Annotated in this window: 20 protein-coding genes; all 20 read left to right on the top strand. The window is 42.8% G+C overall.

The window, feature by feature from the left end:
- Positions 1 to 26 precede the first annotated feature (26 nt).
- The 20 genes from DW959_RS03180 (at position 27) to DW959_RS03095 (ending at position 25,440) form a co-directional block, all read left to right on the top strand.
- Positions 27 to 2,150 (top strand): SpoIIE family protein phosphatase, encoded by a 2,124-nt coding sequence (locus tag DW959_RS03180; RefSeq protein WP_117808148.1) that lies wholly within the window; start codon positions 27 to 29, stop codon positions 2,148 to 2,150.
- Positions 2,151 to 2,360: 210 nt separating this feature from the next.
- Positions 2,361 to 3,803 carry a tRNA lysidine(34) synthetase TilS gene (gene tilS / locus DW959_RS03175; RefSeq protein WP_118615368.1) on the top strand — a complete coding sequence of 481 codons (1,443 nt, stop codon included), beginning with the start codon at positions 2,361 to 2,363 and terminating at the stop codon, positions 3,801 to 3,803.
- Entirely contained in the window at positions 3,787 to 4,308 is a 522-nt protein-coding gene (gene hpt / locus DW959_RS03170; RefSeq protein WP_117808150.1) for a hypoxanthine phosphoribosyltransferase, read from the top strand. The genes tilS and hpt overlap by 17 nt, the downstream gene beginning before the upstream one ends.
- A 49-nt stretch (positions 4,309 to 4,357) precedes the next feature.
- Positions 4,358 to 6,280 (top strand): ATP-dependent zinc metalloprotease FtsH, encoded by a 1,923-nt coding sequence (gene ftsH / locus DW959_RS03165; protein ID WP_118615366.1) that lies wholly within the window; start codon positions 4,358 to 4,360, stop codon positions 6,278 to 6,280.
- A gap of 698 nt (positions 6,281 to 6,978) precedes the next feature.
- Positions 6,979 to 9,084: a glycoside hydrolase family 13 protein gene (locus tag DW959_RS03160; RefSeq protein ID WP_021944614.1), complete on the top strand. Its 2,106-nt coding sequence runs from the start codon at positions 6,979 to 6,981 to the stop codon at positions 9,082 to 9,084.
- Positions 9,085 to 9,101: 17 nt separating this feature from the next.
- Positions 9,102 to 10,139, top strand: coding sequence for a HAMP domain-containing sensor histidine kinase (locus DW959_RS03155; protein ID WP_117808153.1), 1,038 nt, complete (start codon positions 9,102 to 9,104; stop codon positions 10,137 to 10,139).
- Between the two features lie 213 nt (positions 10,140 to 10,352).
- Entirely contained in the window at positions 10,353 to 12,782 is a 2,430-nt protein-coding gene (locus DW959_RS03150; RefSeq protein ID WP_118615364.1) for an ABC transporter permease, read from the top strand.
- Positions 12,783 to 12,844: 62 nt separating this feature from the next.
- Positions 12,845 to 15,301, top strand: coding sequence for an ABC transporter permease (locus tag DW959_RS03145; RefSeq protein WP_118615362.1), 2,457 nt, complete (start codon positions 12,845 to 12,847; stop codon positions 15,299 to 15,301).
- A gap of 146 nt (positions 15,302 to 15,447) precedes the next feature.
- Positions 15,448 to 16,125 carry an ABC transporter ATP-binding protein gene (locus DW959_RS03140; RefSeq protein WP_008402588.1) on the top strand — a complete coding sequence of 226 codons (678 nt, stop codon included), beginning with the start codon at positions 15,448 to 15,450 and terminating at the stop codon, positions 16,123 to 16,125.
- 2 nt (positions 16,126 to 16,127) lie between these two features.
- Positions 16,128 to 17,048 carry a hypothetical protein gene (locus tag DW959_RS03135; RefSeq protein ID WP_243023319.1) on the top strand — a complete coding sequence of 307 codons (921 nt, stop codon included), beginning with the start codon at positions 16,128 to 16,130 and terminating at the stop codon, positions 17,046 to 17,048.
- Positions 17,049 to 17,534, top strand: a complete 486-nt coding sequence (locus DW959_RS14425) for an ABC transporter permease (RefSeq protein ID WP_243023318.1) — start codon at positions 17,049 to 17,051, stop codon at positions 17,532 to 17,534.
- Positions 17,531 to 18,331, top strand: coding sequence for an ABC transporter permease (locus tag DW959_RS14420; protein WP_243023317.1), 801 nt, complete (start codon positions 17,531 to 17,533; stop codon positions 18,329 to 18,331). Before DW959_RS14425 ends, DW959_RS14420 begins: the two co-directional genes overlap by 4 nt.
- 118 nt (positions 18,332 to 18,449) lie before the next feature.
- Positions 18,450 to 18,683 (top strand): acyl carrier protein, encoded by a 234-nt coding sequence (acpP, locus tag DW959_RS03125; RefSeq protein ID WP_008402591.1) that lies wholly within the window; start codon positions 18,450 to 18,452, stop codon positions 18,681 to 18,683.
- Positions 18,684 to 18,864: 181 nt separating this feature from the next.
- Positions 18,865 to 19,788 (top strand): ACP S-malonyltransferase, encoded by a 924-nt coding sequence (gene fabD, locus DW959_RS03120; RefSeq protein ID WP_118483176.1) that lies wholly within the window; start codon positions 18,865 to 18,867, stop codon positions 19,786 to 19,788.
- Positions 19,781 to 20,521: a 3-oxoacyl-[acyl-carrier-protein] reductase gene (gene fabG / locus DW959_RS03115; RefSeq protein WP_118483178.1), complete on the top strand. Its 741-nt coding sequence runs from the start codon at positions 19,781 to 19,783 to the stop codon at positions 20,519 to 20,521. Before fabD ends, fabG begins: the two co-directional genes overlap by 8 nt.
- A 246-nt stretch (positions 20,522 to 20,767) precedes the next feature.
- Positions 20,768 to 21,058, top strand: coding sequence for a type II toxin-antitoxin system RelB/DinJ family antitoxin (locus DW959_RS03110; protein ID WP_117822291.1), 291 nt, complete (start codon positions 20,768 to 20,770; stop codon positions 21,056 to 21,058).
- Positions 21,048 to 21,176 carry a hypothetical protein gene (locus DW959_RS14805; RefSeq protein ID WP_264293251.1) on the top strand — a complete coding sequence of 43 codons (129 nt, stop codon included), beginning with the start codon at positions 21,048 to 21,050 and terminating at the stop codon, positions 21,174 to 21,176. The genes DW959_RS03110 and DW959_RS14805 overlap by 11 nt, the downstream gene beginning before the upstream one ends.
- Before the next feature lie 122 nt (positions 21,177 to 21,298).
- Complete coding sequence (locus tag DW959_RS03105; protein WP_243023316.1) at positions 21,299 to 22,315, top strand: Rpn family recombination-promoting nuclease/putative transposase; 1,017 nt, start codon at positions 21,299 to 21,301, stop codon at positions 22,313 to 22,315.
- 167 nt (positions 22,316 to 22,482) lie between these two features.
- Positions 22,483 to 24,246, top strand: a complete 1,764-nt coding sequence (locus DW959_RS03100; protein WP_182430050.1) for a leucine-rich repeat domain-containing protein — start codon at positions 22,483 to 22,485, stop codon at positions 24,244 to 24,246.
- A gap of 183 nt (positions 24,247 to 24,429) precedes the next feature.
- Positions 24,430 to 25,440, top strand: coding sequence for a MotA/TolQ/ExbB proton channel family protein (locus DW959_RS03095; RefSeq protein WP_117822289.1), 1,011 nt, complete (start codon positions 24,430 to 24,432; stop codon positions 25,438 to 25,440).
- The last annotated feature ends 1 nt before the right edge of the window (position 25,441 follow it).

Below are 25,441 nucleotides of genomic sequence, written 5' to 3'. Positions count from 1 at the left end.
TTAAGGCAAAAAGGGAGGACATATATATGAAAGAAAAAAAGGTGAATCGGGTTTTGTTGTATCTGCTGGGCTTTCTGTGTGGCCATTCTGCGGTTGTTGGAATGCATCCGTTTATGGTTCCGATGCTGGCAGCGGTTTACAGCATCAGACAAAGTACGTTTGGGTTGTTTGCAGCTATGCTCTTTGGCGGAGCAGTTATGTATGGGATCGGCGGTTGGAATGCAGGAAACGTTTTTCAGATGGGACCGTATGTAATGGGGGAACAGCAGCTTCCGGTTACATATTTTCTGTTAAAATATAGTTTGATACTGATCGGTGTTCTGGTCGGTCTGAACCTGACGGAGGGAGTTCGGAGAAACCTGTCCGAACACACAGACAGAAGTGGAAAAAAGACAAAACGAAAAGGTGTGAAACAATCATATGGAACCAATATCCGGTGGATTCTGGCTGGCATATGTGCCATACTTGTCTTTGGAATCAGTACGGTCTGTGGTCTGATGGTCGAACCGGTGCAGAATGCCCTGCCGGCTGCCGGCTGCGAGGCGGTGATCTCGACAGGATTGATTCCTGCATTCCGCAAAGGTCTGGAGGTTATCCTGCTGCATAAGAGGGAACGGGATCATTATAATGAAGAATTGCTTGGAATACTGATAGTAGTTACAGTATGTATATGGGGAATGCCATATAAAATAGGAGGAGTTGTTACCTGGCTGCTGATGACCGGTCTGTATCTGTCCTGGTATACGTTGCATCGGTTTGGAGCCGGATATGGAATGGCGGTAACGGGTGTATGTGGTCTGATCACAGCGATCAAAAGCGGACAAGCAGAATTTGTCGGAAGTTTTTTTATCTGTGCGATCCTGGTGCTTGCGGGCAGAGCACTGTCGGATAAGAAGAAAACAGGCACTATTGTGTCAGTGCTGCTTGCATGTATATTGATCGGACTTACTTACGATCCATATTTTCTGACACCTGAGGGGATAAAAAGTGCTGGCAGTGCAGTGCTGTTATTTGCAGCGACACCAAAATGGATGCTTACCGTCAGGGATGGCTGGATCCAGTCGCAGTATAATTTTCAGACAGCAACGGAGATCAACCGGATAACGGCAGAGAAAATACGGGAATTATCCGGGGCATTTAAACGGATCGAATATACGCTTGCCGGATGTGGCCCGGCGGCTGCCAAGGTAGATCTGGGTGAGATCGGAGATATGATCGGAAGATTTTCCGATAATCTGGAAACGGCAGAACCGGTTCCGTTTAACCGGGAGGAACAGTTGCGGACGCGCTTTCTGGAACAGGGGGTGATCATGACGCACCTTTCTTCGATGAAGAATGAAATGGATCATGTACAATATTATATAACAGCCAGAACAAAGAATCAGAAAATCATGTTGTCAAAGGATGCAGCAGACATTCTTTCAGAGGTTTTTGATAAGCCAATCCGGGCATCCGAGGATACTTCAGCGATCATATCTGAAAATGACCGTGTGATCACATTTGAGGAATGTGCGAGGTATCGCTGCAGTTATTTTGTCAGAAGGATCAAGAAATATGGTTCCAATGTATCGGGAGACAATTTTTCGGTGAAGGAGCATGAGGATGGCAGACTTGTAATGATGATCTCGGATGGGATGGGAAGCGGAAGCCTTGCATCCTGCGAGAGTACGTTGATGATTGACACGATGGAAGAACTGCTGGATGCTGGCTTTGATCCTTCTTATGGAATTGCATTTTCCAATAATTGCATTTCCGAAAAAAACAGCGGACGGTGTTTTACAACCTTTGATATGGGAATCGTAGACCTGTACAACGGGGAGCTGACACAGTATAAGCAGGGGGCAGCACCGACATATATTATACATTCAGAGGGAATCGAGGTTCTTTGTGGGGCGTCACTTCCAATCGGAGTTCTGCCGGAGGCAGAATGTGATGTGATCCATCAGGAGCTGGAACCGGAGGATCGACTGGTGATGGTGAGTGATGGAGCATTTGGGGATGAAGAGGATATGCGTGAGATCCTGGAGAATCTGGATACGGAGGACTGCAAGGAAACGCTGGAGTATATCATTTCACAGGTGCTTCTGCGTTGTGAAGGCAGACTGGAGGATGATGTGACGGTGATCGTGGCAAAATTGGAAATAGCATAAACTTTCCGGTTTGTTACTTGAAATTTATAGCAGGCTTGTATTAAGATAACGAAGAAATGTATATGACAGATGTAAAATAACGAAGCTGCATATATCGGTGGATGCAGGATTTTAAAGAAACGTATATACAATATGCATACAAAGATACAGGTAATGAATATAGATGATCGAATATCCGAATCATAGAAGACGGACAGGTGTGTAAAACAGATGACAGAAAATACATTAGAAGAACAGATTTATCAATTTATAAAAGAACAGAATTTACTTGAAACAGGAGATGCCTGCATCGTTGGTGTGTCCGGCGGAGCGGATTCCATCTGTCTGCTGACGGTTCTGGCAGGACTTCGGAAGAAAATGGATCTCAAGCTGTATGCTGTCCATGTTAACCATATGATCCGCGGAACAGAGGCAGATGCAGATGAATCTTATGTGGCAGAGTATTGTAAGAAGCTTGGAATACCATGTGACTGTTACCATATCGATGTGCCGCAGCTTGCAAAGGAACAGAAGCTGACGGAGGAAGAAGCGGGAAGAAATGCCCGGTATGAGGCATTTGCCCGGGCAGCGGACAAGTATGGCATCACTGATTATAAGGTGGCAGTTGCTCATAACAAAAATGATGTAGCAGAGACAGTACTGCTCAATATGGTAAGGGGAACCGGGATCGCCGGAATGGCAGGAATACCGGTAAAGCGGGACCGGATCGTGCGTCCGTTACTTTCATGTACCAGACAGGAGATTGAGGCTTATCTGGAACAGCAGGAGATACAGTATTGTACGGATTCCACAAATCTGGAAAATGATTATGCCAGAAATAAGATCCGTAATCAGGTGATTCCGGCACTTAATGAGATAAACACACAGGCAGCGGCACATATCAGTCAGGCAGCAGCCTATGCGGCTATGTATGATACCTATGTGACGAAGCAGGTAGGATATTTTCTGGATGAACATATGGAGATACGGAAACAGACCGGAAAAACAGATGCATATGTATTGGAAATCAGGAAGCTACGGGAACAGGATGAACTGATCGAGGATCTTGTGATCTTAGAATTGATTGGCAGAGTCAGCGGCGGAAGAAAGGATGTCGGTCAGAACCATGTAAGAGAAGTGAAGAAGCTGTATCAGGCAGCTGCGGGAAGCCGGATCATGCTTCCGCATGGTGGAATGGTATATCAGAATTATGGATACCTGTGTTTTGAGAAGACAGCAGAGGATGCACGCGATGCCGACTGGCAGGAGATAGTTATAAAAGGTGCAGGTGAATATATCCTGCCCGGAATGGGAAGGATGAAGATTGAAATATTTGAGAAATCTGTTCATTTAGATTTAACAAAAAAAGAGTATACGAAGTTTGCAGATTATGATAGAATACAGAATGGCATTACTATCAGGAAATATATGGAAAATGACTATATGGTGATCGCATCAGACGGCTCAACGAAGAAGATAAACCGGTTATTTTCATCCTGCAAGATACCGGTGGCAGAGCGTTTGCAGATACCGCTTGTAGCTTCCGGACATGACATCATCTGGGCAGTAGGCGTCCGGTTGAGTGAGAAGTACAAGGTACGGCCTGATACAAAAAGAGTAATATGTTTAGAATATATACCAGAAGGAGAAAATGAAGATGAAAGAGCAGATTAAAGTCATGATATCTGAAACTGAAGTAGATAACAGAATCTCAGAGATGGCAGCAGCTATTGATAAAGCATATGCAGGAAAGACCGTTCATCTGATCGGAATATTAAAAGGAAGTGTATTCTTCATGTGTGAGCTGGCGAAGAAGATTACGGTTCCTGTAACCATGGATTTTATGTCAGTCAGCAGTTATGGAGATGATACGAAATCATCAGGAATTGTGAAGCTGAATAAGGATCTGGACGAATCAATAGAAGGAAAAGATGTGATCGTAGTTGAAGATATTCTCGATTCAGGAAGAACGCTGTCGTATCTGATCAAATTATTAAATAACAGAAAGCCGGCGAGCATGCAGGTAATAACTCTGCTTGATAAGCCGGAGAGACGTGTGATTCCGGTTGAATTATATATGACAGGATTTACGATCCCGGATCGTTTTGTAGTAGGATATGGACTTGATTGTGCACAGAAGTATAGGAACCTTCCATATATCGGAGTGATTGAACAGTAGATATCAGACTGTTTATATAAAAAGACAGACCAAGATGAAGGAGTAGACAATGAATAAGAAGAGAGCAAGAAGTGCTGTTGTGATCTATGCGATCATCCTTATTGTCGGATTCCTGCTGATCAACAAATGGCTGGGTGGCAGCAGTAATGTTGCGACCAATTACAGCTATACGGAATTTTCGGCAGATCTGAACGCGGGAAACATCGCAACGGTAGATATTACACAGAATACAAATGTGCCGACAGCAACCGTAGATGTGGAGTTTGTTTCCGGAAAACAGCTTACATTCTATGCGGCAGATGTTAATGAGATTATTAAGATCTATAATGACTATGAAGCAGCAGTTGATAAGAAGAATGCGACAGCTTCTGCAGAGGATCAGGTAAAACTGGCAAAGTATAATCTGTATGATGTGCAGAAGGAAAGCATGCTTGGCATGTGGATCCCATATCTGATCATTATGATCATTATGGTCATTATCATGACATTCATGATCGGACGAATCCAGGGTGGTGGATCCGGCGGACAGATGATGAATTTCGGAAAGAGCCGTGCCAAGAAGAATGAAGATATCGGAAAGACGGTTACATTTAAAGATGTAGCAGGGCTGGATGAGGAGAAAGAAGATCTGGAAGAGATCGTCAGCTTCCTTAAGAATCCGGGAAGATTCGTAAAGGTTGGAGCCAGAATCCCTAAGGGTGTTCTGTTAGTAGGACCTCCGGGAACCGGTAAGACATTGATGGCAAAGGCGGTTGCAGGTGAAGCCGGGGTACCGTTCTTCAGCATTTCGGGATCTGATTTCGTGGAAATGTTTGTCGGTGTCGGTGCTTCTCGTGTAAGAGATCTGTTTGACGAAGCAAAGAAGAATGCGCCATGTATTATTTTCATCGATGAGATCGATGCTGTTGCAAGACAGCGTGGTACCGGACTTGGCGGTGGACATGATGAGAGAGAGCAGACCTTGAACCAGTTACTTGTTGAGATGGATGGTTTTGGTGTAAATGAAGGAATTATCGTTCTTGCAGCAACCAACCGTGTGGATATTCTTGACCATGCGATCTTAAGACCTGGCCGTTTTGACCGTAAGGTATTCGTAAACCGTCCGGATGTCAAGGGCAGAGAAGAGATTCTGAAGGTTCATACAAAGAATAAGCCACTTGCAGAAGATGTAAATCTGAATGATATTGCAAGAACAACGGCAGGTTTTGCAGGTGCTGATTTGGAGAACCTGATGAACGAAGCTGCGATTTGTGCAGCGAAGGATAACCGTGCTTATATTGTAAAAGAAGATGTAGATAAATCATTTATCAAAGTAGGGATCGGTGGAGAGAAGAAGAGTCGTCTGGTACCGGAGAGTGAGCGCAGAATCACCGCTTATCATGAATCCGGTCATGCGATCCTGTTCCATTTGCTTCCTCATGTGGGACCGGTTTATACCGTATCTATCATCCCGACCGGAACCGGTGCAGGTGGATATACGATGCCGCTTCCTGAAAATGACAACGTATTCATGACAAAGGCAAAGATGTTAGAGGATATCAAGGTAAGCCTTGGTGGACGTATCGCGGAAGAACTGATCCTTGAGGATATCACAACAGGTGCTTCGCAGGATATCAAACAGGCAAGCCAGTATGCCAGAGCAATGGTTACCAAGTATGGTATGTCTGAGAAGCTTGGACTGATTAATTATGAAAGCGATGATCAGGAAGAAGTGTTCCTTGGACGTGATCTTGGTCACGCGAAGAATTACAGTGAGAAGGTTGCCGGAGCGATCGATAAGGAAGTTAAGCGCATCATCGATGAATGTTACGCAGATGCCAGAGCAATCCTTGAAGCACATGAAGACATCCTTCATAAATGTGCAGCGCTTCTCCTTGAGAAAGAGAGAATCGACCGGGCTGAGTTTGAAGCATTGTTTGATGATGTTCCAAATGCAAACTCTACTGCAAACGCAGAGCCTTCAACAATATAGACAATAGTAACACGAACAAATTGATTGAAAACCAATAAAAAATTGTACATGTTGCACAAAAACGGCGTTTTTTGAATAATTTCAAAAAATGCCGCTCTCTGTTTTGCACAATAAAATTTTTAAAATAAAAAAATGTTTGGGCAGACTTTTAGAAGCATTTGTATATAATAATACTTGTAACCCCCCAATACATTATATAGTTTTGGCTACACCCCATAAGTAACAAAATACCTTCTCCAAAAGAGGCAGTCGTGCGTTGACTGTCTCTTTTATTTTTTGGCGGGCACCACCGATTCATCCTGACGGTCTGGGGCTGCCTGTCTATCTGCATTATAAATAACTTTCTGCGGTTTCTGTTCACTGCACATGTCTGATTCGTAAATGCTCCTGTGCAACTCGCCCTTCGGGCTCAGACAAGCACCCGCATTTACTGACAATGTGCAGTAAACGACGAAATCCTCAAAAACGTTATATTATAATACAGATAGACAGGCAGCCCCAGACCTATATGTCTTATCTTTTGCCTAGACAATTTTCATGGCAATAGTCCGTATAAAAAGCCCCACAGCATCCTCCGCCGCTCCCCGGGGGCCTGCTGTGGGGCTTAGTTTTTGCCATTGGTTGTCAGCATAAAAAGGTTGTCTATTTATTAAAAAAGTATTAGAATGAAAAGGCATAAACGAAAGGGAGAGTTTTGAATGTCCGACAAATACACGAACGCAGAAAGAATTCATGATTATATATATGATCTGAAGCCGGTTATCAATGTAGGGGGATTGTTTTCCGATGGTTCTGAATACTACAGAATACCGCAGGAGCCTGGAATCAATGACCAGGTGAAGGTTAGATTTCGAACATGTGCAGATAATGCCGATGAAGTTTATTTGATCTACAATGGCGAGGAACTCGTCATGTCTGTTGAAGAATCCGATGATTTATTTGATTACTATACGGCGGTGATCCCCGCCGGAGAGAAATATATATCCTATTATTTTGAGGTCCATTCGGGCTGTGTGACCTGTTATTATAACAGGATCGGTGTACAGAAGAATGTGAATCCGGACTATAACTTTGAAATCTGTCCGGGCTTTGATGTACCGGATTGGGCAAAGGGAGCTGTCTTTTATCAGATCTATGTGGATCGTTTCTGTAATGGAGATCCATCGAACGATGTACTGGACAACGAATACTGCTACATCGACAGTCCTACCAGACAGGTGAAGGACTGGTATGAATATCCGGCAAATATGGATGTCGGACGTTTCTATGGCGGAGATCTTCAGGGTGTTAAGGATAAGTTAGATTACCTGCAGGATCTGGGCGTAGATGTTATCTATTTTAATCCGTTATTTGTATCACCATCCAACCACAAATACGATATTCAGGATTATGATTATATTGATCCGCATTTCGGAAAGATCGTTGTGGACGAGGGCGAATGTCTGCCGGATGGCGTAAAAGAGAATAAAAGAGCAACAAAATATATCAGCCGTGTAACCGACAAACGGAATCTGGAAGCCAGCAATCAGTTTTTTGCAGAACTGGTGGAGGAGATTCACAGTCGTGGTATGCGTGTTATCTTAGATGGTGTATTTAACCATTGCGGTTCCTTCAACAAATGGATGGATCGTGAGTGTATCTATGAGAATCAGGAAGGCTACGAGAAGGGAGCATATGTATCCTGGAGCAGTCCGTATAAGTCATTCTTTAAGTTTTATAACGAAGAGGTGTGGCCGTATAATACCACCTACGATGGTTGGTGGGGGCATGATACACTTCCAAAGCTGAACTATGAAGATTCCCCAAAACTGGTGGAATATATTTTGAATATAGCAAAGAAATGGGTGTCCCCTCCATATAACGTGGATGGCTGGCGACTGGATGTTGCAGCAGATCTCGGACATTCGGAGGAATATAATCATAAGTTCTGGAGAATGTTCCGTAACGCAGTCAAAGAGGCAAATCCAAATGCAATTGTACTGGCAGAGCATTATGGAGATCCAAAGCCTTGGTTAAAGGGCGATCAGTGGGATACCGTTATGAACTATGATGCATTTATGGAGCCGATTACCTGGTTTCTGACTGGTGTTGAGAAACACAGTGATGAGTTCCGTGGTGATCTGTTGGGTAATCCGGATACATTTATGGGAGCCATGAATTATCATATGGCGAGATTCCAGCGTCCATCCCTTGAGATTGCAATGAATGAATTATCAAACCACGATCATTCCAGATTCTTAACCCGTACAAACCGGAGAGTCGGACGTACGCATACGATGGGGCCGCAGGCGGCAAATGAGGGTATCGATAAGAGTATATTCCGTCAGGGCGTTGTATTCCAGATGACCTGGCCAGGAGCTCCGACGATCTACTATGGAGATGAAGCAGGACTTTGTGGCTGGACTGACCCGGATAACCGTAGAACGTATCCGTGGGGCAGAGAAGATATGGAACTGATCCGGTTCCATAAAGACATGATCTGTATCCATAAGAACTATGAGGCTCTGATCCGTGGCTCGGTTATGTTCTTGCATGGAGCACATAAGATTATCGCATATGGACGGTTCACAGATACGGAGCAACTGGTTGTGATCCTGAATACAAATTATGAAGACATCGATGTGAAGCTGCATGTCAGACGGATTGGGGTCAAGAACCATGAGATCATGCGCAGAGTGATGCTTACAAATGAAGAAGGCTACAGTCTGGAAACCTGTGACTACAAAGTAGAGCATAATATGCTTTATATGAAGGTGCCGAAGATGTCAGCTATGGTTCTTGTAAATGTGGGAAGAGATGTTTAAAAGAGGAAACTAAAGTCTTGAAAAGCGATTTTGAGAGAAAACGGTTCATACAACGATTTGTGATCCTGGCTGTAATATTGCTGGCAGTGGTTGGAATCGGTATACGGTTCCTGTTCGGTGGCGATGAAAAGAGAATTGCAGTTATTTTGCTGATGTTAGCGGTTGGGCTTGTAATTCTGTTTTTCATCAGTTATCGGGAGATCGGCCATACTTATCGGGAGATTGAGCATGTGTCGGATGAGATGCTTCGTGTGCTTCAGGGAGAAGATGAGCTACCGGAGGAAGAATACATGCAGGGCACGATCGGAATCTTATATACGAACTTTTATAAGATGGTGACATTTTTAAAAGAAAGCAAAGAGCGGGAAATGTCAGAGAAAGTATTCTTACGTGATATCATGTCAGATATCTCTCATCAGCTTAAGACACCGCTGGCATCCTTAAATGTATTCATCGATCTGCTGTTAGATGATTCCTTTACAGATGAAGAAAAACGGATGCGGGTGCTTAACGAATCAAAAAATCAGCTTACCAGAATGGAATGGATGGTATTATCTCTTTTAAAGCTTGCCCGGATCGAGGCGGGAGCAATCCAGTTTGACCGAAAAGAATGTGATCTGAAGCTGTTATTATTACAGGCAAGAGACAGCGTAACCTATCTGACGGAGAGCAGGGAACAGGAGGTTCATGTAATCTGTGAGGATGGCAGGAAGCTGGTCTGTGACGGTGACTGGCTCGTAGAGGCGATCATCAATCTTTTGAAGAATGCATCAGACTACTCACCGGAGAAGACAGAGATCACGGTTGAGGTAGAACACAATCCGGTCTTTACCAGGATCTATGTCAAGGATCATGGAATGGGAATCGCAGAGAAGGATCTCGGAAATATATTTAAACGATTCTACCGTGTACACCATGATGTGAATCCGAACAGTGTCGGAATCGGCTTATCCCTTACAAAATCTATTGTAGAAGGAATGGGCGGCAAGATCACGGTGCGGAGTGAAGAAGGAGCATATACCTGGTTTATCATTACATTTGTACATGTAGATTAAGCTGATTCTAAAAAGAATTCTAAAGAAATTAATGTGAAGCAATAACAGAAAATACTATGGTGATGGGAATTGATGTAGGAAATTATCTCTTTCTTACAATATTGTAAGAAAAGAATACACAGATATTCACGGGAATGTAAGATAGAAGTGAGAAGATAGATACAACGAAGAGGTATCTATCTTTTTTTCATATATATCACGGGGAGGTAATGAATGACAGATTATAAAAAACTCGCACTTTATTATCTAAAAGCAGGTAAAAGGCGATGTATCGTTACGATCGTTGGGGTGATGATCACAGTGGCAGTGCTATATACAGCATTGAATTTTGGATATTCGTATGTGCTTCAGACACGGCAGGAAGTGAGGAAAGAAGCAGACTATGAGATCGTTTTTTTGTCAGAAGATACAGACAGATTAGCGCAGATCGCAGCAGATGACCGGGTACTTCAGGCATATAGCGGGGCGTATTCCGGTGAAGAATATGTCAGTGATGAAGAAAGATTTGTAGAAGTAAATTATAAAAATGCTTTATATGCGAATATCAGACATCCTTATCGGATGGAGTCGGTCATGGAGGCCATGAAAGCGGATTACGGAGTGGATGCAAGGCTGAATAATGAATTGGCTGTGTTATATCTTCAGGATTCAGATGGTCTGCTTGGTGTTGTATTGATCCTTGTTCTGTTGGTTGCTTATATCTTTGCAATCTTTGCTGTCGGAATGATCAGAAATACGGTGCAGATGTTCACGTTAGAGCAGGTAAAGGATTATGGAATCCTGCGGTGCATCGGAGCAACCAAAGGACAGTTGAACCGGATCATATACAGGATGGGAGCGGGCATGGAACTGACAGGCATTGCAGCCGGTGTACTGCTCGGAACATTCGTCAGTGTGATCCTTGGCTTTTTAAAGAATGTAGATGTTGGATTCCATATCGGACCGGTTATTCCGATCCTGATCGCATATCTCGGGGATCTGTATTTTGTAATGCAGGAGTGTTCAAAGATTGTAACGAAGATGTCGCCGGTCAGTGCAGTCCGTGGAGAGTACCGGATCAAAAAGGAGAAGATCAAGGTCCGTGGCAATGGTCTGATGGGATGGCTGTTCGGTATGGAAGGAGCCTATGCAAGGAAAAGCGTATTGCGGAACAGCGGGCGGTTTGCAAAGACGGTAACTGCTATGATGCTCAGCATAACGGCGATCATTATATGCTTAAGTACCTGGGGTATGGTTCATGATACGAAAAAGAATGTTGATGATATGTATGGCAGGTATCTCGAAGAAGAAAGATGTCCTGTTAGTATATTTGGTGATGTGGAATCGATACAGAGTGATTATTTGTTCTCTGCCGAAGCAATCAAAGAAAAAGCTTTGCATTACTATGTAACAGAAGCCAAACTGATATATAGTGCCACAGGGAATCTGGTAGATCCGGAAACCTATTATGGCAAACTGAATCAGGATTATATAGAAGAGACAAGTAATGGAACCAATATTGAGATTACAATGCAGAAATGGAGGGAAAGGGATACAGAGGAATATCGTGATGGAACTGATGTAGAGTATAAAAAAGCAATTTTCAATCTGAATAGTTCATCTATAAGCATTGACGGCTGTGATCAGAACGATCTGGATTATCTGTCAGAGTTTATAAAGAGTGGAACAGCAGATCTGGATGACGATGGTATCCTGGTTATCGGTGGAGGAAGTGTAATGGATTATTCCTGGACGGGTGATGAAAAGCTGACATTGTATGATCTGGGAAAACATTTTGATACATATGATCTTCAGGTAGGAGATACGATCCAACTGGTCGATTACAGGGAATATAAAAAGCGATATCAGGACGCTTATGAAAAAATGATGGCGGAAAGTGTTTTGGTCAGTTCTGAGAAAGATGCAGATGGTGAATATGTTTCGGAAGAACGGGCAACAAAAGAGGGAAGATCGACCGGACTGGAACAGTATGTGATTGCTGAACGCATCCGGCAGGAACTCATTGCGGAAGGATATTATCGGACTTATACGGTTCAGGGTGTTCTGGATTTTGGAGATCAGATAATTCCGGAATGGGCTGATATCTATATGAAAAGAGATTCTTATTTCGATCTGACCGGATTTGATGAACAGGATATGACGGGAGTAAAGTATGCGATCGATCTTGACAGTGTGCCGATATCCTATTTTGACATGCTATCGTCCGATCTTACGGATGTTTTGTATGGATATGCCTATGCCAGAAATGTAATGCGGTATGCGTTGGCGTTTGCTGCCTTTGTATTTATATTAAGTTCAGTGAATATCATTAATACCACAGCAGGAAATCTGCATATGAGGCGAAAAGAACTGGCGCAGCTCCGGGTACTTGGAATGTCCAGAAAGAGGTTGATCCATACGGTCATGTTAGAGGGAGTGATGGCAACTGCCTTATCGAATATTCTTGGATTTTTATTCGGTACGATATTTACAATATATATCTATGAATATCTCAGCATGCTTTTATATATAAAACCGACCATTGCCTGGTGGGCATTTGGAGTCGGGTTTGCCGCATCTGCATTGGTAATCTGTGGAAGCATCTATGTATCACTTAGGGATCTTCCGGTTGATATTGTGGATGACCTGAAGCTTGAGGAATAAAAAACGATAATGATGAAGAAAGGCCAAAGTTATCGGTGTGAAATAAAAAGGAGAGGTGGGAAATGACAGACTATAAGAAACTTGCAGCATATTATCTGAAAGCCAGCAAAAAGCGGTGTGTGATCACGATCATCGGTGTAATGATCACAGTGATCGTATTGTATGCGGGATTGAACATTTTCTATTCTTATATGCTGCAGCAGCAAAAGGATGTAAGAAAGGAAGCGGACTATGAGATCGTGTTCCTGACGGATGATCAGGAAACTTTATCACAGATTGCGTCGGATGATCGGGTCACACAGGCATATACAGGAAAATATGCGGTGAGTGAGTGGGAGACAGTGAACGGAACGGATGGCAAATATGTAGAAAAGGTATACGACAATGCATTGTATGTAAATACCGGACATCCTTACAGGATGGCTAAGATCATGAACGAGATGATAGAAGATTATGGGGTGGATGCAGAACTTAACTGGAATCTTTCCACTTGGTATCTGCAGGACATGGAGGAAGGATTTGCCGTTATATTGATCGTGGTTCTGCTGATTGCATATATATTTGCAATCTTTGCAGTCGGAGTTATCAGAAATACGATCCAGATGTTCACATTAGAGCAGGTGAAAGACTATGGAATCTTACGATGTATCGGAGCGACGAAAGGACAGCTAAGCGGCATTATCTATCGGATGGGAGCCATGCTTGAGATAGCCGGACTGCTTGCCGGCATTGTGATGGGCGGAATTGTCAGCATGATCCTTGGATTTATATTTAAGATAAGCGCAGGCTTCCATATCATTCCGATGATACCGATCCTGATCACTTATCTGGGAGATATGTATTTTGTAATGCGTGAGAATGCCAAGCTGGTAACGAAGATGACGCCGGTCAGTGCGGTTCGTGGTGAATACAGGATCAAGAAAGAAAAGCTTCGTCGTCATGGCGGCGGACTGATGGGAAAGATATTTGGAATCGAAGGATCATATGCCAGAAAGAGTGTTCTTCGAAACAAAGGAAGATTTATAAAGACAGTAACCGCTATGGTGTTTAGCATTTCGGCGATCGTATTGATCTGCAGCTGTTGGGGACAGCTTCGGAAATACTGGAAGTCTACAGATGAAAAGTTTGGAGATTATCAGATCAATCTGACATCATATTCATCCGCTACAACGAGTCTGGAGGAAGCGCAGAGCACCTTGCCATCTGTAGAGGTATTCCGGGAATTGTCACGGAATAACAGTGTAGAAGAATCAAAGAAGGTATATGGCTGCAAGGCCGATCTGGTAGATACGGATTCTTATACAGGAAAGATCACAGATGAATTTCGAACCAAGGTTACGATGGGACATTATTACGGTGTCTATATGGATAAGTTAAATGGAACAGGAGAGGCATCTGATGATAAGGATCCGGAAGTTGCCAGAAGTGTAGCGGAAACTATGGTAAACAGTACCGATGTGATCGGATGCGATGATTCAGATCTGAATCATCTTACAAAATATCTGACAGCGGGAACAACGGAGCTGTCAGAGAATGGTATTCTGGTTGTGGCAGGAGGAAGCTTTAACAGTTGGGATCTGGACGGAGATGCCTATGGGGATGAGGCTGATACTTTATATGACAAGATCTATCATTTTGAGACTTATCATTTTGAACTGGGTGATACCGTTCAGTTAGTCGATTTTGCTCTGTATCAGAAGGAATGTCTGAAAGCAAAGGAGAGGATCGAGCAGGAATTTGAAAAACTGCAGAAGGAAGCAGGAACGACACAAGACAGTGGCGAAATAGAAAATGCAGAAGGAAGAACGGCTATGAGCCAGGAGTATGTGGAATATGAGCAGATCAGAGATCAGCTGATCGCAGAGGGACACTACAAGACTTACAAGGTCGAAGGTATTCTGGATCTTGGCACACAGGTATTTGGTGAGACTGCAGACCGTCAGATCTATATGCGCCAGAATGATTATTTCGATCTGACCGGATATGGAGAAAATGACATTGCTGGAATGAAATATAAGGTAAATCTGGATAGTGTATCAGCCAGCTCTGTAACAGATATGCTTTCCTATATCGGTGATTCCTTATATGGAGAGTCTATGCAGCTCTGTGTATACCTGAAAAGCTTTGTCCGGTATGCGGTTGCAGCAGTACTGTTTATCTTCGTATTAAGCTCAGTAAACATCGTGAATACGACAGCCGGAAATCTGCATCTGAGACGAAAAGAATTCGCACAGCTCCGTGTCATCGGAATGTCCAGAAAGCGCCTGTTGAAAACCGTTATGTTAGAGGGGGTTATGACGACAGTGGTAGCCAATGTACTCGGCTTTATTATAGGTATCGGGTTATCGTATGGAGTATTCATGTATCTTAATATGGTGATCGAGGCAGGAAAGTCGATTGCCTGGTGGGCATTTGGAGTCGGACTTGTGGCATCCGGTCTGATCATCTGCGGAAGCATCTGGCTGGGGATCAGAGATCTTCCGGTAGCCATGGTAGAAGATCTGAAGCTTGAAGAGTAGGCGTGAAAGGTAAGTTTGATACAGCAGATGAAAGGTGAAACGGAGTTGCTGTATTACAAGGTTAAAAAACAGAAATGCAATAAATATATAGATAAAAATTATAGATAGAAAGATCTGCGGGAAAGGCAGAGGAAAGAGGGTACACTATGGAAATCGTAAAAATGGAACATGTAACAAAGATATATGGAGAAGGAAATACCAGAGTGTGGGCACTTGATGATGTGAACCTGACAGTCAATAAGGGCGAGATCGTGGCGGTTGTCGGTGCATCCGGTTCCGGTAAATCCACCCTGCTTCATGTTATGGGTGGTGTGGATACTCCAAATGAGGGAAATGTCATCGTAGACGGAAAGGATATTACAAGACTGACCGATGAGGAGATGTCAGTCTTCCGTAGAAGAAAGATCGGATTTGTATTTCAGGCATATCATCTGATCCCGGTACTGACAGTAGAGGAAAATATCAAGATGCCGATCCTGCTCGATCACAGAAAGCCGGATCGCGATTACATCGATCATATTATCGAGATGTTAGGTCTGAAGGACAGACGGAAGCATCTTCCAAATCAGTTATCTGGTGGACAGCAGCAGCGTGCAGCGATCGCAAGAGCACTGGCAAATCGCCCAGCATTGATTCTTGCCGATGAGCCTACCGGAGCACTTGACTCCAAAAACGGAAATGAAGTTATCACTCTGCTTCAGGATTCTGTTAAGAAGCTGGATCAGACACTGGTACTTATCACACATAATATCGATCTGGCGAGAGAGGCAGACCGTATCGTGAGGATCACGGATGGAAAGATATCAGAAGGAGAGGAGATGTAGAGATGAAACGAATACTAACAATCTGTATGGCATGTGTACTTGGATTCCTTACTGTATTTGGATATAAGGACACGATGGTTTTTGTATCAGCAGCGGAGCCAAAGGTTATGGTAACCGATTATAAGATCAAAGAGAATGAAGTAGTGGCAGGCGGAACCTTTACACTTGAGGTTACGATCAAGAATACCGCAGATAAAAAGATCAGTAATCTGAAAATGGCAGTCGCTTCCGAGGGAGGCGAACTGATTCCGGCATCCGGAGCCGGAACCGGATATCTGGCAAGTCTGGAAGGCGGAGAGACTTATACATTTGAGTTCCCGATGCAGGCAGCAGCCAATCTGGAAGAAAAGGCTTATAAGCTGACAGTGACAGATGAGTATGAAGACCGCTATGGCAATCCATATACCGTGACAGATACGATCTATCTGCCGGTTACGATCAAACAGCGTGGTGAGATCACAGGCGTATATGCAGAGTCAGATGTGACACTCGGAGATTCTATCGAGATCATGGGAAGTGTCAGCAATCTGGGAGCATCTACCCTCTATAATGTAAAGGCAAAGATCGATACAAGATTTACATCTGAAGGTGATGTCTATATCGGCAATATCGAACCGGGTAAGAATGGCTCGATCGATATACTTGCAAACACAACGAAGACGACAGGCACCGGCGGTGAGATGGGTAAGCTTATCGTTACATATGAAGATAAGTCAGGAAATGTAACAACACTGGAAGAAAATTTCTCAATCAGCGTAAATGCACCTGTCTATACAGATATTGAAAAGGTAAAGGATGTACAGAAGAAAGATTACAGTAAGATGATCATAGAGATCGTTGTTGCTGTGGTTGTTGCAGCACTTATTGTTATCTGGATTATCCGCAGAAGAAAGAGGAAGAAAGAGATATTGGAGGAGTTCTAAATGGGTTGGATCAGTCATTTATGTTTGATGAATATGAAAAGACGAAAAACCAGAACCTTTCTAACCATACTTGGAGTTGTGATCGGTGTGATCTCTGTTGTGACCCTGCTTGCAGTTGGTATCGGCGTACGACAGGAAATGATCAATACCATGGTGGATAGTGAAAGTATTTGCCGGATTCAGGTGACCGGAGCAACCGGCGGCAAGCACAAAGACCGGATGATCATGGATCAGACCGTGAAAACTTTTCAGGAGCTTGAATATGTCAGTTCCGTATATCCGACCTATGAGATGTATGTGACCATCACAAATGGAAAATATTCTTATGATGGTGCGATTACCGGTATTCCACAGTCGGAACTTGCGAAGCTTAAGTATACAAAGACGTCAAAGCAGACAACATCGAGCGTGAAGCCGGTGCTTATTATGGGAAATAAGGTCACATCCTTATTCTATATCCGGAAACGGAGCAGACCTATGATGTGACAGAGAAGAAAAAAGCAGAGACATGGATCGGAAAAAAAGTGGATCTGTCCTTCTGGGATTCACAGGAGATGACACCGGTGAAGATAGAAGTCGGAGCGGTTATTGACAGTGGAGAAGATACATATAACAGAGACTCACAGAGCATTTACTGCGATCTGGATGTGTTAAAGAGCTTTTTAGGCAGAGTATCCAGTGGGGGAACGCTGCCGGGACAGCCGCTTGATGCAAATGGAAATCCGTACAAGGATTTCGTATATTCCGGAGCGGTTGTGACTGTTGATAATATCGATCATGTCGATTCTATCGTGAAGAAGCTTCAGGATATGGGGTATACGACGGAAAATGAGAAAGAGTATCTGGATACGATACAGAAATATCTGAAGATGGTACAGCTTTTACTGGGTGGTATCGGAGCAATCGCACTGATCGTAGCGGTGATCGGAATCAGCAATACCATGACAACATCGGTATTTGACCGGATCAATGAGATCGGTGTATTAAAGGTTCTTGGTTGCGACCCGGATGAACTGCAGCTCCTGTTCCTTACAGAGGCAGGAATCATCGGAGCGGCGGGCGGTATCATAGGAGTGCTTTTATCGTATGGTTTTAAGGGTATCGTAGATAAGATCGCTATTAAAATGTTCGATCTGGCAAAGGGAACGCAGATTGCAATGATCCCATGGGAGCTTGCAGTCGGAGCCGTTGTCGGAGCGATTCTGCTTGCGATATGTGCCGGATATTTTCCTGCGAGATTTGCATCGAAACTGCAGCCGTTAGATGCTGTCAGAAACAGATAGAAAAAAAGGAAAAAAACGGAACAGTATTTTGTTGACTTTACTGTATCCATGCGTTATATTATAATCGTCCGCGGGGCAGTGAGATAAACATTTACTATATTTAGGAGGAATTATTAATATGTTCGATAAGGTAAAAGCTATTTTCGAAGAGCAGTTAGGAGTATCACAGGATGAGATGCAGCTTGATACTAACTTCAAAGATGATTTAGGAGTAGATTCATTAGATTTATATGAGATAGTAATGAAGATGGAAGATGAATTCGACGTTGAGATCCCTGCTGAGGAGCTTGAAGACGTTGCTACATTCGAAGACGTACTTAACTATCTTAAGAGCAAAGGTGTAGAAGAATAATTCACATCAGAAGCAGACAAGAGGCAGCGAAGATGTCTATATACCAGATTTGCCCAGCGCAGGTTGGTGGATGACAGACTGGCTGCTTCTTTTAGTATAGAGGAACAGACGATGGCGACAGTCAAAGAGTGAATGATGTTCGGCCGTTGTCAGTAAATATAAAGAATAGACAGGTGAGAAAATGGGTAAAACAGCAGTTATTTTCCCTGGCCAGGGCGCACAGTATGTAGGCATGGCTAAGGATTTCTATGACAGTTTTGAAGACAGCAAGGCAGTAATCGATACAGCAGACAGTGTGCTTGACATTGATCTGAAGAAGATCTGCTTTGAGGAAAATGAAGATATCAACAAGACAGAATATACACAGCCTGCTATGGTAGCAGCAGAACTTGCTATCTATGAGCATGTAAAGAATGCAGGTTTGAAGGCAGATGTATTCGCAGGTCTGTCACTTGGTGAGTACAGCGCACTTACAGCTTGTGGAGCTATGAAGCTTCCGGATGCGATCCGTACCGTAAGACAGCGTGGTATTCTGATGCAGAATGAAGTTCCGCTTGGTCAGGGTGCAATGGCAGCTGTAATCGCTACAGATGCAGATGTGATCGCGAAGGTTTGTGAAGAGACACCGGGTAATGTCCAGATCGCAAATTATAACTGCCCCGGACAGATCGTTATTTCCGGTGAGACAGAAGCTCTCGACAAGGCATGTGAAGCCCTTCAGGCAGCAGGAGCCAAGAGAGTGATCAAGTTAAATGTCAGCGGCCCATTCCATTCCAAGATGCTGGAACCGGCCGGTGAAAAGTTATATGCATACTTAAGAGATGTAGAGATTGCAGACGATTTCCTTCCGTATGTATGTAATGCTGATGCATGTTATGTAACAGATGCTTCAGAGGTTAAGACTTTACTGATGCGTCAGGTATATTCATCTGTCAGATGGCAGCAGAGTATCGAAGCTATGATCGCAGACGGCGTAGATACATTTGTAGAGGTTGGACCTGGAAAGACTCTGTCCGGCTTCATGAGAAAGATCAACAAGGAAATGAAATGCATCAACATCGCAACGGTTGATGATCTGAAGAAATTGGAGGAACTGAATGCTTAAGGATAAGGTAGCAGTCGTAACAGGTGCCGGACGTGGTATCGGCAGAGCCATTGCAAAGACATTTGCAGGATATGGCGCAAAGGTAGTTGTCAATTATAATGGCTCAGAGGAACGTGCAAACAGTCTCGTAGCAGAGATCAAGGAAGCTGGCGGAGAAGCAGTTGCTTATAAGGCAAATGTAGCTGATTTTGCAGAAGCAGAGGGACTTATCAAGTTCGCACTAGAGCAGTATGGCAGAGTTGATATCCTCGTAAACAATGCCGGTATTACAAAAGATAATATCATGCTCGGTATGAAGGAAGAAGATTTCGATCAGGTTATCAATATCAACCTGAAGGGTGCATTTAACTGTATCAAGCATGTATACAGACCGATGATGAAGCAGAAGTACGGCAGGATCATCAACATGTCATCCGTAGTCGGCATTGAGGGAAATGCAGGACAGATCAACTATGCTGCATCCAAAGCCGGAATCATCGGCATGACGAAGTCTGTAGCAAAGGAGCTTGGCAGCCGTGGTGTAACAGCAAATGCGATTGCGCCGGGATTCATCAAGACAGATATGACAGACGCAATGTCAGATAAGATGAAGGATGCGATGCTCGACCACATCACAGTTAAGAGACTGGGTGAGGTATCAGATATCGCTGAGACAGCAGCATTCCTTGCATCCGACAAGGCATCTTACATTACAGGACAGGTTATCCGTGTAGACGGTGGCATGAGCCTGTAAGACAGAATAGAATATAGTTTAAAGAATATAAATGCCAGATACAAAGTATATATTTGTATCTGGTATTGTTTCGTTATAACATTTTTATTTTCCAAAAAATTGTATTTATTTTGAATTTTGTAATGAAATTATCATTAATATTGTTTTTTTATATTTGATATTGTAATATAAACATATAAAAGTAATACAATATATTGATATATCAATACAAATGCAATACAACAGCAAGAGTGAAGGAGGCGCTATATGGCAAGTACAATTCAGGTTAGAGTAGACGATGAATTAAAAAGAAAATCAGATAGTTTGTTCAAGGATTTGGGAACAGATACTACGACAGCGATAAGAATCTTTTTGACACAGGCAGTAGCCGCAAATGGATTTCCATTTGAGATTAAAAGAAGTAACAACATATATCAAAGTATGTCCGAAGAAGATGTACTGAAAAGACTGGAAGATGCGAGGGAACACGCAGAGCAGGGAACATGTATAGACGCAGATGCATTTGTGGCAGATATGAGGACAAAATATGGCATATAAGATTTTTATTACGATTGATGCAGCGGAGGAGTTGGAGAAGATTATTCAATATTTGATTGAAAAAAAGAGAAATCCACAGGCTGCGACAAGTTTATTAAATGATTTTGCGAAATATTGATAAATAATTATAAACTTGTTTTCCTTTCTGATATCCGTTACAATCAAACTTGGAGAGACGGAGGCAATATACAAAGCTAAAATATGCATGTTATTCTGTTTTATCGGGAAAGGAGATGAAATATGGATAACGAAATTGTATATTCCTCCAAGGCTACTGATCAGAAAGCACAGTATGATGCCAGTGCCAAGCGCTTGCTTGGACAGAAGATCATATTGGCACATATACTGATCAGGGTAGTAGAAGAATTTAAAGGTATGGATGCAGATACGGTTGCGTCATTGATTGAAGGTGAACCGTATATCAGCCAGGTTCCGGTAGAACCGGGATTAACGAACAAAGAAACGGTGGATGCCAGAACCGGTGAACGGATTGTCGGACTGAATACAGAAAGTTCCGAAATTGATGAGGGAAAGATATATTTTGATATTATCTTCTATGTTCGGATGCGGGATGGACTGGCGAAAATGATCATCAATCTGGAAGCCCAGAAGAATGAACCGACGAAGTATCATATCTTAAATCGGGCAATCTTCTATACGGCAAGACTGGTGTCATCCCAGAAAGAGCGGGAATTTACAGGTTCTGATTATAATGAGATCAAACAGGTGTATTCCATCTGGATCTGTATGAATATGAAAGAGAACAGTCTGAGTCATATTCATATGGTAAAAGATGATTTACTTGGCGAACAGGATTGGAAAGGCAATCTGGATATCCCTAACATCGTGATGATCGGTCTGGCAAAGGAGATTCCACCAAAGGAAGAACAATATGAACTGCATCGATTACTTGGAACATTATTGTCGCAGACAATGACGGCAGAACAAAAATTGAAGCTTATGAAACAGGAGTATGACATACCGGTAGACAGAAATGGTATTAGAGATGAGGTGAAAGTCATGTGTAATCTGAGTGAAGGCGTAGAAGAAATGGGATATGCAAAGGGCGAAGCCGCTGGTAGAGCTGCTGGCATGGTCGCTGGCAGGTCAGAGGGCGAAAAAATAGGCGAAGCACGAGGCAAGACTATTGGAAAATCTGAGGTTATCCTGAAAATGCATAAGAAAGGCTATTCCTTAGAGCAGATCATGGATGTAACCGATATGAGTGAGACGGAAATCAAGACAATTGTAGGATAAGAGCATAGGCAGAACAGGTAATATGTATATTTTAGCAGAAGTCCGGATATGGCAGAAATGCTCTATCTGGATTTTTTTGAAGACTATGTTAAAACTTTTTTAGGAGTCATCCTGTCTATTATAGTAGATGCATGACATTCATGATTATAAGCAAAGGAGAGACGATTATGGGAAAAATGAAAAGCAGATTAAAGCGGTTTGTTGTCTGGTGCATGGCGGTAGTCATGTTGTGCATGAGCGGGCCATTTACAGCAAATGCGGCAGCATTGGAACGTGAGACACCGGAACTTGCGGCAGCAAAGACTGTAAAGATCAAAAATGCAAAAGTTGGAACAAAAGTCACGGTAGGGAATTATACCTACAGAATAACCGCACTGACCCCGAAGAAGAAAACGGTAGAGGTAACGGGATTTACAAAAAAAGCAAAAAAGAAGCGCACTGAGGTGATGGTGCCTGCCAGTATAAAGATTACATCGAAGACAGGAAAGTATAAGGGAACTTATAGTTTTAAGGTTACATCTGTTGGGAAGAAAGCTTTCTATAATAACAAAAGAATATGGAAGATAACATTAGGAAATAATATCCGCACAGTTAAAAAACAGGCATTTTACGGATGCTCCAATCTGGGTAGTCTTATTTTCTATGATGCGGACAAGCTGAAGGTGCTTGAAGCGGGAGCGTTTCAGAATTGCAAAAATCTGTGGTATACGAACCTGGACAAGCAGAATCTGATGATAAAAAAGATCGGGAAAAATGCACTAAAAAACTCAGGCATAAAAGATAATCCGTATTTTATCAAAACGAGGAAAAAACCGAAAACAATCGATAACAATCAGATGATCATAACAGAGTCATACGAGGACGGCGGTGAAAAGATCGGCGGGCTGGATAATATGGGTGAGGGTGTTGTGAGCAAATGGAAAGGGCTTGTTGTCTATTCGAAGAAACCGGTAAATCCAAGAAAATTTATTGCGAAATATGGAGATTCATATGGATACCGAGAGGCTGATCTGCCGGTGCTTGATGGTTCCGGTGGGGCAACAACATATCTGCCAAATTACAAAAACATAAAGATTTTGTTCGGAGCAAACACCCATAAACTGGAATCGTCCATTTGGGAAGTCTTTGGAGAGATAAATATGGAATATTATAACGTTGCTCCTTATATAAATGCAGGATATAAATATATGACCTATATTTACATAGACAGCTTGGTAGAAAAACCATATGATCTTTCTATTTATTATGGAAAAGAAAAAGTAAAAACGGTCAAGATGGAAGGCATCACAAAGGCAGAAAGAAAAACAGCCCTGAAGGAATCGGTTACAACCTGGGGAACTCTGGCGGATGTTTTAAAAGTAAACAGGCTGTTCGAGAAACTGAGAGCAGGCTATGAAAAGAAGTATAACAGATCTGCAAAAAATCTTGATATGGGAGAAATGATACAGTTGCTGGATGCGTATATAGGTTCGTTTCCATATAAAGAATATAATTGCGGGGCGGTCTGGTATATGGTCGAGGCAGCAAAATACTACGGAGCATATGGAATGGTTGTATACAATGATTCGGAAAAAGAATATTATCGAAATCTGCAGCCGACTATATATGGTTCGCTCAAGAATTATAATGCGGTTCATGATGAACATACAAAGATGTATTTTCACACGATCGGAATGGTGATCTATGAAGGCGGCTATATGTTTGGAGAGCTAAATGGTAATATGGCGAATAATAAAAGTACATATTTGGAATGCCTGCCGGAGGATTATCATAAGATTACAGAATTCAGAATGGATCAGACACCTTTGACAAGCGTTGATGAACATTGTATCCAGATCGCATCGTATAAAAATGTTGCTGATTTCTGGCAAAAGAATTATAAGATAGATGTTCATACATTCGATCCGTATAATCCGGATACGTGGTATTAATTCGGAATTGTTAATATACGGCATCAGATACAGATAATAGAATTTATTTGTATCTGGTGCCGTTTTTTTACGCATTGTGATGGTAAAAAATGCGGATTAATGCTACAATAAAACGAATGGGGAAACGCTTTGGCAGATACGAATGAAAAGGCTGAATGAGATTATACGAGAGGAAACGAAAAAATGAACAAACGAAACCGGTTGAAAACCATTCGGCCGCAGAATGAACGTGCGGCAAGAGCATTCCGTAAGAAGCAGAACATGAAGGTAGAGCTGAATAAAAAGTGGCTGCCTGTTGTCTATGTGGTGATGCTCGGCATCTGTATTTTACTGAATGTGACAAATGATAGTCTGGATCCGGCAAATGTGCTGATCAGTGTCTGTATGTTTGGAATCGTGGGAGCGATATTTGTCTATGCATATAAGCATCTGAAGCATATCGACCAGATGGGGGAAGATTTTCGTATAGCCATCAGCTATATCAAGGGCGACTATGCAAAAGAAAAGAAGCTTCTTTGGGATCTGTATCGTACCGAGACCCGGTATGGTATCTTTAATGAGGAACATCTGAGAAATTCCTATGTAGATTATGTGGAAGAAATGAAACGTCTGGAGCAGGATGAAGAAGGAAAATATGCCTGTGACATCGAAGATTTTATAAATTATCAGTTGATCGATGATGCAGTAGAAAAGGGTCGTCTGAATCTGGTGCCGGGTGCCATGACCGGACTTGGTATTCTTGGTACCTTTATCGGTCTGTCAATCGGACTTCAGGCATTTAACACTGGATCAGCAGAAGAGATCACGAACAGTATCGGACCTCTGATGGATGGTATCAAGGTTGCATTCCATACCTCTATCTATGGAATGATCTTTTCCCTGACATTTAATCTGATCTTTAAGACGGTTCTGGAACAGGCATATCATAAGCTGGATGAATTTGTAGCAGAGTTCAAACGGTATGTACGTCCGGATGCGACTTACGATAACGGCAATCTGGAACTGGATTTTCAGAAGAAACAGTTGGAAGCAACGATAGCAACACAGAAGGCGATCGAAGAAACACTTGCATATCTGAAGTCCATGCATGAAGATATCGAAGATATCCGTATCCTGACGAAAGATCAGAATGACATCTTCCGTGGCAGATTGAACCGCCCGAGAGCGATCGAACAGAGCAGCAGGGAGGGATAAG

The organism is Clostridium sp. AM46-21 (assembly GCF_003480025.1).
GTDB classification, from domain to species: Bacteria; Bacillota; Clostridia; order Lachnospirales; family Lachnospiraceae; genus Coprococcus; species Coprococcus ammoniilyticus.
This window is presented reverse-complemented; position numbering and strand designations above follow the sequence as displayed.